This is a genomic window from Kribbella catacumbae DSM 19601, assembly GCF_000372465.1.
Classification (GTDB): domain Bacteria; phylum Actinomycetota; class Actinomycetes; order Propionibacteriales; family Kribbellaceae; genus Kribbella; species Kribbella catacumbae.
Genome location: NZ_AQUZ01000015.1, coordinates 87,819 through 102,039, shown reverse-complemented (window position 1 = coordinate 102,039; position 14,221 = coordinate 87,819). Strand labels below are relative to the sequence as shown.

The window sequence follows — 14,221 nt, the reverse complement described above, 5'->3', positions numbered from 1 at the left end:
CGCAGCGCCGTGCCCGCGGATTGAGCGGGTGCCGCGTCACCCCCCGCCTGCCCGTCCGCCCGGGAGCCTTCTGTGACGACCACTTCGCTGACCTCGGCCACTGCCGCCGCCGATCCACCCCACAGCACCACGCCGCCCGACGCCGATCTGCCAGTGATCGGTCGACGGCACCCGTGGCGCTGGGTCGGCGTCGCCGTCGTCCTGGTACTGCTGGCGATGTTCGCGCACGGTCTGATCACCAACCCCGGCTGGGACTGGCCGACGTTCTTCCAGTTCTTCACCACCCGGACGATCTTCTCCGCGCTCGCGGTGACCCTGCAACTGACCTTGTACGGAACGGTTCTAGGCTTTGCGCTCGGTGCGGTGATCGCCTCGATGCGGCTGGCCGGCAGCCCGTTCCTGCAAGTAGTTGCCTGGGGCTACATCTGGGCGTTCCGCTCGATCCCGTTGATCGTCCAGTTGCTGTTCTGGTTCAACCTGGCCTATCTCTACCAGGAGCTGAGCCTGGGGATCCCGTTCGGTCCGGAGTTCGTGCACTTCAGTACGAACAGCCTGTTCGGGCCGCTGGGCGCCGCAGTACTGGGGTTGGCGTTGCACCAGGCCGCGTACGCCGCCGAGATCATCCGTGGCGGCATCATCTCGGTCGACCAGGGGCAGTTGGAGGCCGCTGCCGCACTCGGGATCCCACGATTGCGGCAGTTCTTCCGGATCGTACTGCCGCAGGCGATGCGCTCGATCCTGCCGAACGGCGCGAACGAGGTGATCAGCCTGTTCAAGGGCACCTCGATCGTCTCGGTGATGGCGATCCCCGAGCTCTTCTATCAGGTTCAGGTGATCTACGGCCGGAACAGCCGGGTGGTTCCGTTGTTGATGGTGGCAACGGTCTGGTACATCGTGCTGACCACCCTGCTGTCGATCGCACAGTTCTATCTGGAGCGGTACTTCGCTCGCGGCACCAGCCGCGAGTTGCCACCGACCCCGATCGAGCGGGTACGCCGAACCTGGCGCGCGCTGACGGCAAAGGCCGCGTCATGACGGCCGTGATGCTCGATCTTCAAGGTGTCCACAAGAGCTTCGGGACACTTGAAGTCCTGAGGGGCGTGGACCTGCAGGTCCGGGCCGGTACCGTGACGGTGATCCTCGGGCCGTCCGGCTCCGGCAAGTCCACGCTGCTCAGGTCGATCAACCATCTGGAGAAGGTCGATCGCGGTCTGGTCCGGATCGACGGCGAGCTGATCGGCTATCGGCGCCGCGGCGACAAGCTCTACGAGCTGCGTGAACGAGAGATCCTGCGCCAGCGGTCGCAGGTCGGGTTCGTCTTCCAGAACTTCAATCTGTTCGGTCATCTGGCCGCCTTGCAGAACGTCGTGGAGGCACCGGTCTCGGCGCAGCGCCGTAAGCGCCGCGACGTCGAGCCGATCGCGCGTCAACTGCTGGAACGGGTCGGCGTCGGCGACAAGGCCGACGTGTACCCGCGCCGGCTGTCCGGCGGGCAACAGCAACGAGTAGCCATCGCGAGGGCACTGGCCTTGCGACCAAAGGTGCTGTTGTTCGACGAACCGACCAGCGCGCTCGACCCGGAGCTGGTCGGCGAGGTGCTCGACGTGATCAAGGAGCTCGCCCGGGACGGCTCGACGATGGTCGTCGTCAGCCATGAGATCGGGTTCGCCCGGGAGATCGCCGACACCGTGGTCTTCATGGATGGCGGCGTGATCGTCGAGTCCGGCCCGCCGCACGAAGTACTGGACAACCCTGCCCACGAGCGCACTCGCGCCTTCATCTCCAAGGTCCTCTGATGAAAAGATCTTTGCTCGCCATCGCAGCCCTCCAGCTGGTGGGATGCGGCGCCGATCCAACTGCTACCCAGAACACCAGCGCCGAGCTCGGTGGGGTCAACACGTCGCCCGAGCAGAACCGGGTGACGACAAGCAGGAACGAGGCGGCTGCCGCGCTGTTGCCGGCCAAGGTCCGCGACCGCGGCACCCTCGTCGTCGGCGGCACCATCGGCAGTCCGCCGCTCGGCTTCGTCGCCGACGACAACAAGACCCCGATCGGGATCGAGATCGACCTCGCCACCTTGGTGGCGAGCGCGCTCGGGCTGAAACCCGACTACCAGGTGACCAGCTGGGAGAACCTGTTCGTCGGGCTCGACTCGGCGAAGTACGACGTCGGCTTCGCGAACATCACGGTGACCGAGAAGCGCAAGCAGAAGTACGACTTCGCCACCTACCGCAAGGACGACATCGCGTTCGAGGCGAAGAAGGGGGGCGACTGGAAGATCACCGGCGGCAAGGACGTGGCCGGCAAGACGATCGCGGTCGGTACCGGGACCAACCAGGAGAAGATCCTGGTCGACTGGGACGAGGAGAACGTCAAGGCCGGCCTGCCGGCCGCCTCGATCAAGTACTTCCAGAGCCCGTCTGACACCTATCTGGCGCTGTCGTCGGGCCGGATCGACGCCTACTTCGGGCCGAACCCGAACGTCGCCTACCACGTCAAGGTGGGCGGCCAGACGGAGACGATCGGCAAGTTCTCCGGCGCCGGAGCGACGCTGCAAGGGCTGATCGCGGCCACCACCAAGAAGGACAGCGGCCTGGTGAAGGCCTACCAGGCAGCGCTGAACGCGGTGATCGCCGATGGCAGCTACGCCAAGGTGCTGGCCCGCTGGAACGTCGCGAACGAAGCAGTCGGCAAGTCCGAGATCAATCCGCCCGGCCTGCCCAAGAACAAGCAGAAGTGAGAGGAGTAAGGGGCTAATGGCAACTATCGCGACCATCTCCAGTAGTCCGTCCGAGGTGTCCAGGACCGACGCCGTGCGCTCCTATCTGACCAAGCGGCTGCTCAGCCACGGCCATCGGGTCACGCCGATCGTCCTGCGCGACCTGCCTGCCTCGCCGCTACTGCGTGGGCAGGCGGACGATCCGGCGATCGCGCAGGCGGTCTCGGTGCTCGCCGCGGCCGATGCGGTCGTGGTGACGACGCCGGTCTACAAGGCGGCGTACGCGGGATTGCTGAAGGTTTTCCTCGATCTGCTGCCGCAGTACGCATTGCGGGGCAAGCCAGTGTTGCCATTGGCAACGGGTGGGACGCCGGCGCATGTGCTGGTGATCGACTACGCGCTACGGCCTGTCCTTACGAGCCTTGGGGCCGGCTCGATCGGGCAGGGCTGGTTCGTGTTGTCGTCGCACATCCGCCTGTACGACGGAGGCGGGCTGCTGTTGGATCCGGCCGCTTCGGTGCCGCTCTACGAGGTGACCGAGGCGTTCTTGTCCACGGTGGAAGGCGAGCAGGTGGTGGAGAGTGTGCCCGTTCAGACGGCTGCGCTTGAAGTCGTGCGGGCTCGGCCGGAGGATCCGGAGGCGGCGCCACTGCTGGCCGATCTGGTGGTCGAGTACAGCACGCGGTACGGGCGGAGCAACGAGAACACGCTGCTGACCGAAGTTCCGCCGTCGGACTTCCATGCGGAGCGTGGTGGCGCCTTCGTGCTGCTGCGACACGGTGGGCAGACCGTTGCCGGTGGCGCCCTTCGCCGGTACGACGACCAGACCGCCGAGGTGAAGCGGATGTGGACTTCGCATCTACATCGGCGGCAGGGGCTTGGCCGGCGGGTGTTGTCGGCCAGGTTGCAGGTGGCGTCGTGAGCCGGCGACTGACGACAATCGATGGATCCGGCCGGACCGCCCAGTACCCCGGCCCGAACCCGACCACGATCGTGTTCGTCGGCGGCGGCCCGCGGACGGTTGGGCTGCTTGAGCGATTCGCCGCCAGTGCGGAGGAGTTGCTCGGGGATCGCGAGGTGCGGATCCACGTGGTCGATCCCTACCCGGCCGGTGGCGGGCGGATCTGGCGCCGGGAGCAGTCGCGGCTGCTCTGGATGAACTCGATGGCCTCCGACGTCACGATCTTCACCGATGAGTCGGTCACCTGCGGCGGGCCGATCGTGCCCGGGCCGGACCTCGCCACCTGGGCGAACGGCGCCGGCGCGACGCTGCTGGAGGAGGCCGGGCTGGAGCCGCCCGGGCCGATGGCCTTCCCGCCGCGGTTGCTGCAGGCGGAGTACCTGAGCTGGGTCTGGGATCGCGTACTCCGGTCGCTCCCGCCCGGCGTCAGCGTCACGACTCACCTCGAACGTGCGGTGTCGCTCACCCCGGACTGGGGAGCGGGCCACCGCGTAGTACTGGCGTCGGGGGAGGTGCTGGAGGCCGACGCTGTCGTGCTCGCCCTCGGGTACCTCGATCGGGCGCCGACGGCCGACGAGGCGGCGATGGCGGACTCCGCCTCGTCGGCCGGCCTCACCTACATCCCGCCCGGGTACACCGCCGACGTCGACCTCAGCGAGCTGCGGCCGGGCGAACCGGTCATCGTCCGCGGTTTCGGGCAGGCGTTCATCGACCTGATGGTCCTGCTCACCGAGGGCCGCGGCGGCTGGTACGACGACTGCACCGGGCGGCTCGAGTACAACCGCTCCGGCAACGAACCGATCCTGTACGTCGGGTCGCGGCGCGGCGTCCCGTACCACGCGAAGCTCGGCTACACCGTGGCCGGAACGACTCCCGTTCCCACGCGGTATCTGACGGTCGCGGCCTTGGACGCGTTGGGCGACGGGGTGCTCGACTTCCAGACGCAGGTGCGGCCGTTGGTGGACAAGGAGCTCACCTTCGCTCACTACCAGCAACTGTTCCTGGCGCATCCAGAGCGAAGCAGGTGGCCGTGGCAACAATTCTTCGAAGTACTCGACAAGACGTTGCCTACAGCACCTGAATTCGCCGCGGCGGTGGAAGCGGCGGTGCCCGCGCGGGAGGACCGGTTCGTGCTGGCGGAGGTCGATCGGCCGCTGGCCGGGGCGTTCTTCGCGGATCGCGACCAGCTGGATCGTGAGTTGGTGCGCTTGGTCGAGACCGATCTGCTGCGCCGCGCCGATTCGGAGTACTCGGCTGATCTGGCGGTTTTCAACGCGTTGCTGAGTGTCTACAGCGTGCTCTCGGCGGCGATCACGGCCGGCCGGCTGTCCGACGAGGATCGGGTCCGGCATGTCGAGACCGAGTGGCACGGGTTCTTCTCCTTCGTGGCCAGTGGTCCGCCGCCGCGCCGGCTGGAGGAGTTGCTCGCGCTGCATCGGGCCGGTCTGGTGCGGTTCGCCGGACCCTCGTTGCAAGTTGCGCTGAGCAACGATCGCTTTGTTGCCTCCAGCCCCGCTTTGCCGGGGGAGATCGAGGCTCGCGCCTTCGTGGAGGCTCGATTGCCGCGGCCGGACGTGCTCGCGACCACGGATCCGCTGCTGACCGGGCTGCTCGAGTCGGGGCTGCTCGCGGCGGATCAGTTGGTCGCCTCGGACGGCACCGGCCTCGGTGGTGGCCAGCTCAAAGCCGACGGCGACTGTCGTGCGATCAAGGCCGACGGCAGGGTCCACCCATCGCTGTTCCTCCTCGGGCCGTCGGTGTCGGGGTCCGCAGGCTCGTCGGGATTCTCCCGGCCGTACTTCAACGGCCCGGGCTTCCGCCAGAACGACGCGGTCGCCCGGCGTCTTCTCCAGGTAGTTGCTGTCTCATCGCAGAAAGCAGGTCAACGCCATGCCAGTTGAGTTCCTCGGCATCGCCGGGACGAACCCCGCCAGCGAGGTCACACCACGAACCGGTGCCGCCCTCGATCTGGACTACACAGCCAAGCTCGCCAGAGCCCACGAGGACAACGGGTGGGACCGGATCCTCTTCGCTTACCACTCGGGCTCACCCGATCCGTCGCAGGTGGCGGCGTACGTCGCGGGCAAGACGGACCGGATCAACCTGGTCGTCGCCCACCGGCCCAACGTGGCGTATCCGACGCTGACCGCGAAGACCTTCGCGACGCTCGACCACCTCAGCGGCGCGCGGTTCGAAGTACATGTGATCACTGGTGGATCGACCGCGGATCAGGCGGCCGAGGGGGATTTCCTGGCCAAGGACGACCGGTACGGGCGGACCCGGGAGTTCATCCAGATCCTCAAGCAGGCTTGGACTTCTGAGGAGCGGATCGACTTCTCGGGGCAGCACTATCAGTTCGAGAGGTTCGTGGCGGACATCAAGCCCTTGCAGCAGCCGCGGCCCAGGATCTCGTTCGGCGGGTCGTCGGCGGCGGCCTACGCGGTCGGTGCGGCGGAGGCGGACATCTTCGCGTTGTGGGGTGAGCCGCTCGCGGGTACGAAGAAGCAGTTGGCCACGATCGACGCCGAAGCGGCCAAGGCCGGGCGCGCGGATCGACCGGTCATCCAGATCGCCTTCCGCCCGATCCTGGCGCCGACCGAGGAACTCGCCTGGGCGAAGGCGGAGAGCATCCTCGGCCGGATCAAGACGGTCCAGGCCTCCGGTACTGCGGCGCCACGGTTCCGCGATCCGCGGAAGACGCCGGAGAACGCGGGATCCCAGCGGCTCCTGCAGGCCGTCGAGGCCGGCGAGCGGCACGACCGGGCGCTGTGGACGGCGCCGACCGGCCTGACCGGTGGCGGCGGCAACTCCACCGCACTGGTCGGTACGCCGGAAACGGTCGCCGCCGCGCTGCTCGACTACTACGACCTCGGCGTACGCATCTTCTCGGCGCGCGGCTACGACATCTACGACGACGCCGTCGACTTCGGCCGCTACGTCATCCCGCTGGTCCGCGAGGAAGTCGCACACCGCGAGCACGCCACCAGAGAGGAGCTGGCCTCATGACTGTCACCACTGAGCGAGAGCAGGACTGGCAGACATGGCACGCGTTGCGCGAGCAGGACCTCGACACCGACTACGGCTGGCTCACCGTGGTCGCCTTCGACTGGCTGACTGCGGACGCTGAGGAGATCCCCGGGCTGCCGGGTCGCTGGTGGGCTGCCGACGGCCTGGCGCACGTTAGGGCCACTGGCGGCCTGACACTCAACGGAGACGTCGTGGAAGGCACTACGTCAGCGAGCGTGGCCGAGGCCGGCTCCCTGAGCTGGCTGCTACACGGCGACAGGCTGGTCGAGCTAGTACTACGCGGAGGCCGCTACGCGATCCGCCAGCGCGACCCGCGTGCTCCTAGCCGGGTCGGCTTCCGTGGAGTGCCCACGTTTGAGGTGGACCCTGCCTGGGTCGTCACCGGGCACTACAGCCCGTACGGCGAGCCTGTGCGATTCGAGGTGGCAACTGCCCGGGCAGATCTCCGGCAACACGTCACCGCGATCGGCACGGTCCACCTGGCGCTCGGCGGTTCGGCGTACGAGCTGGTTGCGACGGCGGCGGGGGACGGGAGGCTGTCGCTGTCGTTCCATGACGAGACAAACGGGAAGGAGACCGCTCTCTGGCGCACGGTGACCACTGAGCGGGTGCAGGGCGACCGGACAGTCGTCGTGGACTTCAACCGAGCCATCAACCTGCCGTTCGCCTTCACAGCGTTCGGAACCTGCCCGGCGCCGGTGGTTGGCAACCAGTTGGCATTGCGCGTCACCGCGGGCGAGAAGCGGGTACGGGCGGCGTACCCAGGTGGGGGCTAAATCTGGTCGGAAGTGCTCTCGGGAACCGGTATGCTTCTCTGGTCGGACGAGGGGTCCTGCGGGGCGCTTCCTCCTCGATTTCACATCGGGGCGGGAGACCGTGTAATCTCTCTCCTCGGTCCGCCCCTTTAGCTCAGTCGGCAGAGCGTCTCCATGGTAAGGAGAAGGTCTACGGTTCGATTCCGTAAAGGGGCTCTGAGAAACGCTGCACCACCCGGTCCGCCGGGTGGAGCGACGGACTCTCTGGCGGGGTAGCTCAGGTGGTTAGAGCACACGGCTCATAATCGTGGTGTCGCGGGTTCGACTCCCGCCCCCGCTACTTCGAGAACACGATCACTCCAGTTGCGTGTTCCAGACAAAAAGAGGCAGTAGTGGCAAAGGCAAGCGACGTCCGCCCGAAGATCACCCTTGCGTGCACGGTCTGCAAGGAGCGCAACTACATCACCAAGAAGAACCGGCGCAATGACCCGGACCGTCTTGAGCTGAAGAAGTACTGCGCCCGCTGCAACGACCACACCGACCACCGCGAAACCCGCTGACCCCAGCAGTTTCCGCAAAGGGCCGCCCGCACCGCGAGCGGCCCTTTCGCTGTGCCCTCAAACATCCTCAGATCCACCCGCCCGGCCACCGTCCCGCCGGACGATCTGGGGAGACTATTGCCCCCGGATCCGGCGAAAATCCTCCTCGACTCCTGTCAAGATCCTCCCCAACCCCCGCCGCGCCATCACCAACCCGCCAGTGGAGTCTTCAAATGACGGGACAGTAGCTCGGTTCGGGGTAGCCTTGCGTCATCGATGCCGGTTCGGCCGGCTGGAATGGCCCTCTCGCGGGGGCCGTTTTTTTTGCGCCGAGGATCCTGTTCGCGATCACTGTCAGCTATCTCTACCGACAGTTCTCAAACCGTGAGGATGGGTTTGCCCGCTTCGTAGGCTGCTAGGCGGTCTGGGCGTGGGGTTAGGCAGCAGGAGCCGCAGAGGGTGCTGGGGGAGTTTTCGCTGGTGTAGTAGAGGCAGCAGGTGTTGCGGAGGTAGACGAGTTTTCCGGCGGCTTCGGTGACTTCGCCTAGGCGGGCGAGGTCGGCGGGGGCCTTGGAGATGAAGGTTTGCCAGCGTTCCAGGAGGTACGACGGGGGAATCGTCTCCTCCTCGCGGGTGGCGGCGCAGAAGGCCATCGCGCAGCCTGCGGCGGCGCCGCCGTGGAGTTGGCGCAGGCCGGCTCGGGTGCGGCGGTGGAGCTCGGCCGACAGGGGGAGCAGGTGCTGCGTCAGCACCACGTCGTACAGGGTCTCTAGGCCGCCGGGCAGGAAGCGGGCCGAGCGGATGGCGACGCTGGCGATGCCGTGGCCGTCATGCGGCTTCACCCACAGGTTGTGCGGGCGGATGTCGAGCACCCGGCCCTCCAGCGCCCAGAGCAGCAGGGCGGTTGCGGGAGCGCGCCCTGCGTAGAACGACATCAGGCTGAGGGCGTTCGCGTGGGCCGAGACGTGACCGCTCGCATCGTGGTCACGCTTGAGTAGCTCGGTCAGTTCGGGGCCGTCCGGGTCGAGCAGCCGGTCGACCCTGAGCCACTCGGCTCCAGTGGGCTCACCGATCTCCAGCCCGTACCTCGGGGCGTACCGAGCCAAGGCGGCCACACCCCCACGTCCTGCCGTCACGCGTCCAACCTTTCCATCTCGGGAAGAGTGGGTGGCGGCACTCGCTCCCAAGTCTGCCACGAGGGCATGTCCCCCGAGCCCCTGCGTGCTGCGCGGCACGCGGCACGGCACCTCGCGCACCTGCTCGCGACTGCAGGGACTCGGGGGACATGCCCTAGGGTTACTGGACATGACGATCGACGCCACGATGGTCGGCCGGAGCTATGCGGCCGCCGAGTCCTACCAGGTCGGCCGGGAGAAGATCCGGGAGTTCGCCGACGCGATCGGTGACCCTAACCCGGCGTACCGGGGTGTTGACGCTGTCGCGCCGCCGACCTTCGCCTTCATGGTCGGCAGCCTGGCGCTCGAGCAGTTGCTGAACGACGAGGAGCTCGGCCTGCGGCTGGACCGGATCGTGCACGGCGCGCAGAAGTTCAGCTACACCCGCCCGATCAAGGCCGGCGACGACATCGCCGCGACCGCCACCATCACCACCGTGCGCAAGGCCGGTGACGTCGAGGTGATCATGTACGAGACCGCCCTGACCACCGTCGACGGCGACCCGATCGCCACCTCCACGTCGACCATCTCGCACAACCGGGCGGACGCATGATCAGCGTCGAGGTCGGCACCGAACTGCCGCCGCTGACCGTCACCCTGCGTCGCGACGACCTGGTCCGGTACGCCGGTGCGAGTGGCGACTTCAACCCGATCCACTGGAGCGACCGGATGGCGGCCGCTCTCGGGCTGCCCGGCGTGATCGCGCACGGCATGCTCACGATGGCCAGCGCGGTCCGCGTCGTCACCGACTGGCTGGACGACCCGGCTGACCTGGTCGAGTACGGCGTCCGCTTCACCAAGCCCGTCGTCGTACCGGATGACGACAAGGGCGTCACGGTCACCTTCTCGGCGAAGGTCGACAAGCTCACCGACGGCCGGGCCGAGATCGACATCACCGCGATCGCCGGCGAGGAAAAGGTCCTCGGCCGGGCCCGGGCGGTCGTGCGCATCCCGTGAGCACCCAGCATCCCCAAACCACCGTTACCGAAGATCTCCGGTTGGCGGACTTCACCACCCTGCGAATCGGCGGTCCCGCTGACCGGCTGATCGAGGTGACCTCCGAGCAGGACCTGATCGACGCCATCCACGAAGCAGACGCGGCAGCCCAGCCGGTCCTCCTGCTGTCCGGCGGAAGCAACGTAGTGATCGGCGACGAGGGCTTCCGCGGCACGGTGATCAAGATCGCCACCCGCGGCATCCGGGTCGACGCGGACGCCTGTTCCGGCGCGATGGTGCACGTCCAGGCCGGCGAGGACTGGGACGCCGTCGTCCAGCGCGCGATCGCCGACGAGTGGAGCGGCCTCGAATCGATGTCCGGCATCCCCGGCCTGGCCGGCTCGACGCCGGTGCAGAACGTCGGCGCCTACGGCCACGAGGTCGCCGAGTCGATCGCCTCGGTCCGCGTCTGGGACCGCGTCGACAACGCCGTCCGGACGATCTTCGCCGCCGACTGCGGCTTCACCTACCGCAACTCACGCTTCAAGGAAGACCCCAGCCGGTACGCCGTACTGGAGGTCGCCTTCCAGCTCCCCCTCGGCAACCTGTCCGCCCCGATCGGGTACGCCGAACTGGCCCGCGTACTCGACGTCGAGCCCGGCTCACGCGCCCCGATGACCGAGGTCCGCGAGGCCGTGCTCGGGTTGCGCAGGAGCAAGGGCATGGTGCTGAACGAGTCCGACCACGACACCTGGAGCGCCGGGTCGTTCTTCACCAATCCAATGCTCGACACCACAGCCGAAGTACCGGCTGGTGCTCCGCAGTGGCCGCAACCGGATGGTCGCGTGAAGACCAGCGCGGCCTGGCTGATCGAGCACGCGGGCGTCGACAAGGGCTTCGCGATCGGCGACGCCGCGGTCTCCAGCAAGCACACGCTCGCCCTGACCAACCGCGGCAACGCCACCTCCAAGGAACTCCTGGCCCTGGCCACCCACGTCCGCAACCAGGTCCACCAGGCTTTCGGCATCACCCTGGTCAACGAGCCAGTCCTGGTGAACTGCAGCCTCTGAACGTAACGGCAGGCAGTAGCGGCCTCCCGCAAGGAGCCGCCCGCTTAGCCAACCGCTGCGGACCCCACTACTTCCTGTCGCTCGGTACGCCTGTGGACAACGCAAAGCACGCACACCCCTGACCAAGGCATCATCTGCGGGTGGAATCGGTCCCGGAGATCCTGGCCGGCAACCAGGGCCGAGGCACCTACGGTCAACTGGTCGCCGCCAGCTCGCGTCGCGAACTCGCCTCCGCCGTGCAGAGCGGAGCGGTCGAGCGGCTCGCGCGCGGGCTCTATACCCTCCCGGTCCGGCCGACGGACGAGGCAGTCGCGATCGCCTACGACGGGGTCGTCTCGCACCTGAGCGCGGCGGTCGCCTGGGGACTCCCGGTCTTGGCCCGGCCGGACAAGCCGCACATCACCGTCCCGCGCAAACGCCGCCCGAAGAAAGGGCCGCCCGCGGTCGTGCACTGGGCGCCGATCGCTCGCGATGACCTGCGGGAACGGGTCACCTCGGTGCTGCGCACGGTTCTCGACTGTACGCGGATCCTCCCGTTCGACGAGGCGCTGGCTGTTGCCGATGGCGCCTTGGCCAAAGGTCTGATGGGGCAGGAGGAGTTCGCCAGAGCGGCGGACGCGATGCGCGGTCCGGGCCGGCCGAATGCTCGCCGGGTCGCCGCCAACATGCACGCGGGCTCCGCCAGCTTCCTCGAGTCGATGCTGCGCGCTTTGTTGCTGACCGAGCAGATCGAAGGTTTCGAACCACAGGTCGAAGTCGAGACGGAGTCGTTCCCGGTGCGGGTCGATCTCGGTCACCGAGCAGCCCGTGTCGCGCTGGAGGCGGAGGGGTACGCCTTCCACGGGTCGAGCGGCGACTTCGCCGCCGATTGCCGCCGATACGACGAACTGGTGGCGATTGGGTGGATCGTCCTGAGATTCACCTACCAGCAGGTCCTGGCCGAGCAGAACTGTGTGGTGAGGATGGTTCGCGCGGCCCTGGCACAGAGGGTCGGCGGACCGAAGGACAGGAAGTAGTGCCTTGATCAGCCCTATCCGGCGGCAGGCTGAGCGGTCGGAGAGGGGCGACGGCCTACTACTGCCTGTCGTTGCGCTCAGACACGCAGAGAGTCGCGGATGGTGGCCGGGAAGCGGATGAACTCGCGGATGGCCTGGTGGAGGAGCTGTGCCTTGGGATCCTCGGCGTAGGGCTCTGTCCTGGTGAGGGCGGCGACCTCGCAGACCCGATGGATCAGCGGCCGCACCCTGTACTCCGTCCTGGTGGACAGCACCGGTGTCAGACATTCCATGGCGCCGTCGAGCTCGCCCAGCAGGAGATGCGCCTTCACCTGCTGCAGCCGGATCATCCGCTCTGAGCCGGGGTTGCGCAGTGCGTGCGGTGCCGCCTCGAACAGGGCGACACCACGGTCTGCGTGCTCCAGCGTCCGGTGCGGCTCGCCTAGCGTCAGGTAGGTGTCCGACCAGAGGCCCGCCGCGCGTTCCGGCGTACAGAGGAAGAGGCCGCCGAGCTCGGGCATGGCCGGGTCGGCCGTGGTGCGCTCGGCCTGGTCGAGGGCAGTCCGGGCCTCATCGGTCCGGCCTGCCCGGGCCAGATCCATGGCCGCAGCGGACGCCAGGAACAGCGCGGACGTGCCGTTGGCGTACCGGAGTCCGTCCAGAGCGAAGTCGGCCGCGCCGGCGACGTCGTCCTGCCAGAAGGCGGCGGTGTGCTGGGTGGCCCGGACCCAGGCGCGGAGCTCGTCGTAGCCGGAGGCTTCGGCACAGGCCCAGGCCGTCCGGGTGTGGCTCTCGGCGACGTCCGGCCGGCCGAGGTCCACCGACATCCAGCCGAGCAGCGTCAGCGCCCAGCCGGCCGCGGCGTACAGGTCGCGGGTCTGCTGCGGCGACTGGCGGCCGGAGAGCAGCCGGAAGGCGCGGTCCCGTACGGCGAGGCTGCGCTGGAACAGTGGCTTGGTCGGCACCTTGAGGTAGTTCTGGGCGATCCGCTGGATGTCGGCGTGCAACTGCTCGACGGTGAGGCCGCCCACGTTCGACTCCTCGGCCAGCGCGAGCAGCGAGATCGACTGGTCGCCCGCGTCGATCAGCTCGTCCTCCATCCCGGCCATCGAGCAGCTGATCAGCTCGGGGGACAGCGGGCCCGCCGTACCGGTCGGGGTGAAGCCCAGCTCGCTGTCGGTGGCGACGTCGAGCACCGTCCGCAGCCCCGACCGGTACGCGGCGCCCGGCCAGCGCACCGCGCCGCGTTCGAGCTTGGCGATGTAGTGCCCGTCCAGCTCGTACTTCGTACCGGTGGTCGCCCAGAGCCAGGCACAGACCGCCTCGGCAAGTTCCGCGCGGGACATGTGGGTACCCGGCGCGCTGGGCGACGGGGTCCGTTCCCGGGCGGCTCGCAACAACTCGTTCGCCTCTGACATGGCGGTAACTGTAAGTGCCCGGACACCCTCTGCGACGGCCGTCAGGGCCGCTGTGGACGAGCTGCCCCAGGTTGCCCCGAGATGCCCCGATTCCCTGCCCCGCTTAGGCTTTGCCGAATGGCCCCTGAAGCAGTCACCACCCTGCATGCCGAGCTGGCGTTGTTCGGTCGGGCGGAGGAGGCCTTCGCGTTGCTGGAGACTTTTCTGGAGGTTGCCCGGCCCTGGATGGGTTCTGCGGTGCTCGATCCTGTTCTGCTCGGACTGCCCGACGAGATGACCGACGACCGCGTTGTCGTGCAGGGCCTCATCGATGCCATCGACAACGAGCCCCCGCGGAAGCGGCGGGTACTGGTCAGCACCGAGCGCGCCTACGACCTTGCGGACGACCAGGCCCGCTGGGACTACAGCCGCCTTGCCTACTGCTCCCTCTTGGCGACCGTCTGGAGCGAGGGCAGCCGCACCACGTACTTCGAGGTCGCCGACCAGACCTCCGCGACGTACTGGCTGCCGGACTCCCTCAAGACGCAGTACTTCGACGCCATCACCGCCAAGGGCTGGGCAATCCCCGCAGACTGGCTGACTGCCGTCTCGAAGACGCCTAAGCCCTGGTGGCGGCGGTTCTAGCG

At 67.9% G+C, this 14,221-nt stretch carries 15 protein-coding genes and 2 tRNA genes; 15 read left to right on the top strand and 2 right to left on the bottom strand.

The genetic code is table 11. The features are described from left to right. Positions 1–72: 72 nt before the first annotated feature. The 10 genes from A3ES_RS0117680 to rpmG all read left to right on the top strand — a co-directional run bounded on the left by A3ES_RS0117680 (position 73) and on the right by rpmG (position 8,022). The gene (locus tag A3ES_RS0117680) at positions 73–1,035 is read left to right on the top strand and encodes an amino acid ABC transporter permease (protein WP_020388167.1); all 963 of its coding nucleotides are present in this window, start codon (positions 73–75) and stop codon (positions 1,033–1,035) included. After that, positions 1,032–1,796, top strand: a complete 765-nt coding sequence (locus A3ES_RS0117675; protein ID WP_026162960.1) for an amino acid ABC transporter ATP-binding protein — start codon at positions 1,032–1,034, stop codon at positions 1,794–1,796. The genes A3ES_RS0117680 and A3ES_RS0117675 overlap by 4 nt, the downstream gene beginning before the upstream one ends. Continuing rightward, positions 1,796–2,740 (top strand): ABC transporter substrate-binding protein, encoded by a 945-nt coding sequence (locus A3ES_RS0117670; protein ID WP_026162959.1) that lies wholly within the window; start codon positions 1,796–1,798, stop codon positions 2,738–2,740. Before A3ES_RS0117675 ends, A3ES_RS0117670 begins: the two co-directional genes overlap by 1 nt. Positions 2,741–2,756: 16 nt before the next feature. Beyond that, the gene (gene ssuE / locus A3ES_RS52150; protein WP_020388164.1) at positions 2,757–3,641 is read left to right on the top strand and encodes an NADPH-dependent FMN reductase; all 885 of its coding nucleotides are present in this window, start codon (positions 2,757–2,759) and stop codon (positions 3,639–3,641) included. Then, a complete protein-coding gene (locus tag A3ES_RS0117660; protein WP_020388163.1) occupies positions 3,638–5,581 on the top strand; it encodes an FAD/NAD(P)-binding protein in 1,944 nt (647 codons plus the stop codon). Before ssuE ends, A3ES_RS0117660 begins: the two co-directional genes overlap by 4 nt. Further along, positions 5,571–6,686, top strand: a complete 1,116-nt coding sequence (locus tag A3ES_RS0117655) for an LLM class flavin-dependent oxidoreductase (RefSeq protein WP_020388162.1) — start codon at positions 5,571–5,573, stop codon at positions 6,684–6,686. Before A3ES_RS0117660 ends, A3ES_RS0117655 begins: the two co-directional genes overlap by 11 nt. Then, positions 6,683–7,483 carry a DUF1684 domain-containing protein gene (locus A3ES_RS0117650; protein WP_020388161.1) on the top strand — a complete coding sequence of 267 codons (801 nt, stop codon included), beginning with the start codon at positions 6,683–6,685 and terminating at the stop codon, positions 7,481–7,483. The genes A3ES_RS0117655 and A3ES_RS0117650 overlap by 4 nt, the downstream gene beginning before the upstream one ends. 122 nt (positions 7,484–7,605) lie before the next feature. Beyond that, positions 7,606–7,678 (top strand) — tRNA-Thr (locus tag A3ES_RS0117645). A gap of 50 nt (positions 7,679–7,728) precedes the next feature. Beyond that, positions 7,729–7,802, top strand: a tRNA-Met gene (locus A3ES_RS0117640). A gap of 52 nt (positions 7,803–7,854) precedes the next feature. Beyond that, a complete protein-coding gene (gene rpmG, locus A3ES_RS0117635; RefSeq protein WP_020388160.1) occupies positions 7,855–8,022 on the top strand; it encodes a 50S ribosomal protein L33 in 168 nt (55 codons plus the stop codon). Positions 8,023–8,378: 356 nt separating this feature from the next. On the opposite strand, the gene A3ES_RS0117630 is transcribed toward rpmG, so the two are convergent. Then, on the bottom strand, positions 8,379–9,137 hold the full coding sequence (locus A3ES_RS0117630) for a (2Fe-2S)-binding protein (RefSeq protein WP_026162957.1): 759 nt from the start codon (positions 9,135–9,137) through the stop codon (positions 8,379–8,381). Between the two features lie 169 nt (positions 9,138–9,306). Between A3ES_RS0117630 and A3ES_RS0117625 the strand changes: the two genes are divergently transcribed. The 4 genes from A3ES_RS0117625 to A3ES_RS0117610 all read left to right on the top strand — a co-directional run bounded on the left by A3ES_RS0117625 (position 9,307) and on the right by A3ES_RS0117610 (position 12,198). After that, positions 9,307–9,729: an FAS1-like dehydratase domain-containing protein gene (locus tag A3ES_RS0117625; RefSeq protein ID WP_020388158.1), complete on the top strand. Its 423-nt coding sequence runs from the start codon at positions 9,307–9,309 to the stop codon at positions 9,727–9,729. Then, positions 9,726–10,133 (top strand): MaoC family dehydratase, encoded by a 408-nt coding sequence (locus A3ES_RS0117620; protein WP_020388157.1) that lies wholly within the window; start codon positions 9,726–9,728, stop codon positions 10,131–10,133. Before A3ES_RS0117625 ends, A3ES_RS0117620 begins: the two co-directional genes overlap by 4 nt. After that, positions 10,130–11,182 carry a UDP-N-acetylmuramate dehydrogenase gene (locus A3ES_RS0117615; RefSeq protein WP_020388156.1) on the top strand — a complete coding sequence of 351 codons (1,053 nt, stop codon included), beginning with the start codon at positions 10,130–10,132 and terminating at the stop codon, positions 11,180–11,182. Before A3ES_RS0117620 ends, A3ES_RS0117615 begins: the two co-directional genes overlap by 4 nt. Before the next feature lie 140 nt (positions 11,183–11,322). Beyond that, entirely contained in the window at positions 11,323–12,198 is an 876-nt protein-coding gene (locus A3ES_RS0117610; protein ID WP_020388155.1) for a DUF559 domain-containing protein, read from the top strand. A 77-nt stretch (positions 12,199–12,275) separates the two neighbouring features. Here the strand turns inward: A3ES_RS0117610 and A3ES_RS0117605 are convergent, their stop codons facing one another. Beyond that, the gene (locus tag A3ES_RS0117605) at positions 12,276–13,595 is read right to left on the bottom strand and encodes an NsdA family TPR-like regulatory protein (protein ID WP_026162955.1); all 1,320 of its coding nucleotides are present in this window, start codon (positions 13,593–13,595) and stop codon (positions 12,276–12,278) included. Between the two features lie 117 nt (positions 13,596–13,712). Between A3ES_RS0117605 and A3ES_RS0117600 the strand changes: the two genes are divergently transcribed. Then, the gene (locus A3ES_RS0117600; protein WP_020388153.1) at positions 13,713–14,219 is read left to right on the top strand and encodes a hypothetical protein; all 507 of its coding nucleotides are present in this window, start codon (positions 13,713–13,715) and stop codon (positions 14,217–14,219) included. The last annotated feature ends 2 nt before the right edge of the window (positions 14,220–14,221 follow it).

Excerpts from the sequence above, each read along its gene's own strand:
- A3ES_RS0117655 (WP_020388162.1), top strand. The coding sequence starts at position 5,571 with ATGCCAGTTGAGTTCCTCGGCATCGCCGGGACGAACCCCGCCAGCGAG.
- A3ES_RS0117650 (WP_020388161.1), top strand. The coding sequence starts at position 6,683 with ATGACTGTCACCACTGAGCGAGAGCAGGACTGGCAGACATGGCACGCG.
- A3ES_RS0117625 (WP_020388158.1), top strand. The coding sequence starts at position 9,307 with ATGACGATCGACGCCACGATGGTCGGCCGGAGCTATGCGGCCGCCGAG.
- A3ES_RS0117670 (WP_026162959.1), top strand. The coding sequence starts at position 1,796 with ATGAAAAGATCTTTGCTCGCCATCGCAGCCCTCCAGCTGGTGGGATGC.
- A3ES_RS0117675 (WP_026162960.1), top strand. The coding sequence starts at position 1,032 with ATGACGGCCGTGATGCTCGATCTTCAAGGTGTCCACAAGAGCTTCGGG.
- ssuE (WP_020388164.1), top strand. The coding sequence starts at position 2,757 with ATGGCAACTATCGCGACCATCTCCAGTAGTCCGTCCGAGGTGTCCAGG.
- A3ES_RS0117600 (WP_020388153.1), top strand. The coding sequence starts at position 13,713 with ATGGCCCCTGAAGCAGTCACCACCCTGCATGCCGAGCTGGCGTTGTTC.
- A3ES_RS0117605 (WP_026162955.1), bottom strand. The coding sequence starts at position 13,595 with ATGTCAGAGGCGAACGAGTTGTTGCGAGCCGCCCGGGAACGGACCCCG.
- A3ES_RS0117620 (WP_020388157.1), top strand. The coding sequence starts at position 9,726 with ATGATCAGCGTCGAGGTCGGCACCGAACTGCCGCCGCTGACCGTCACC.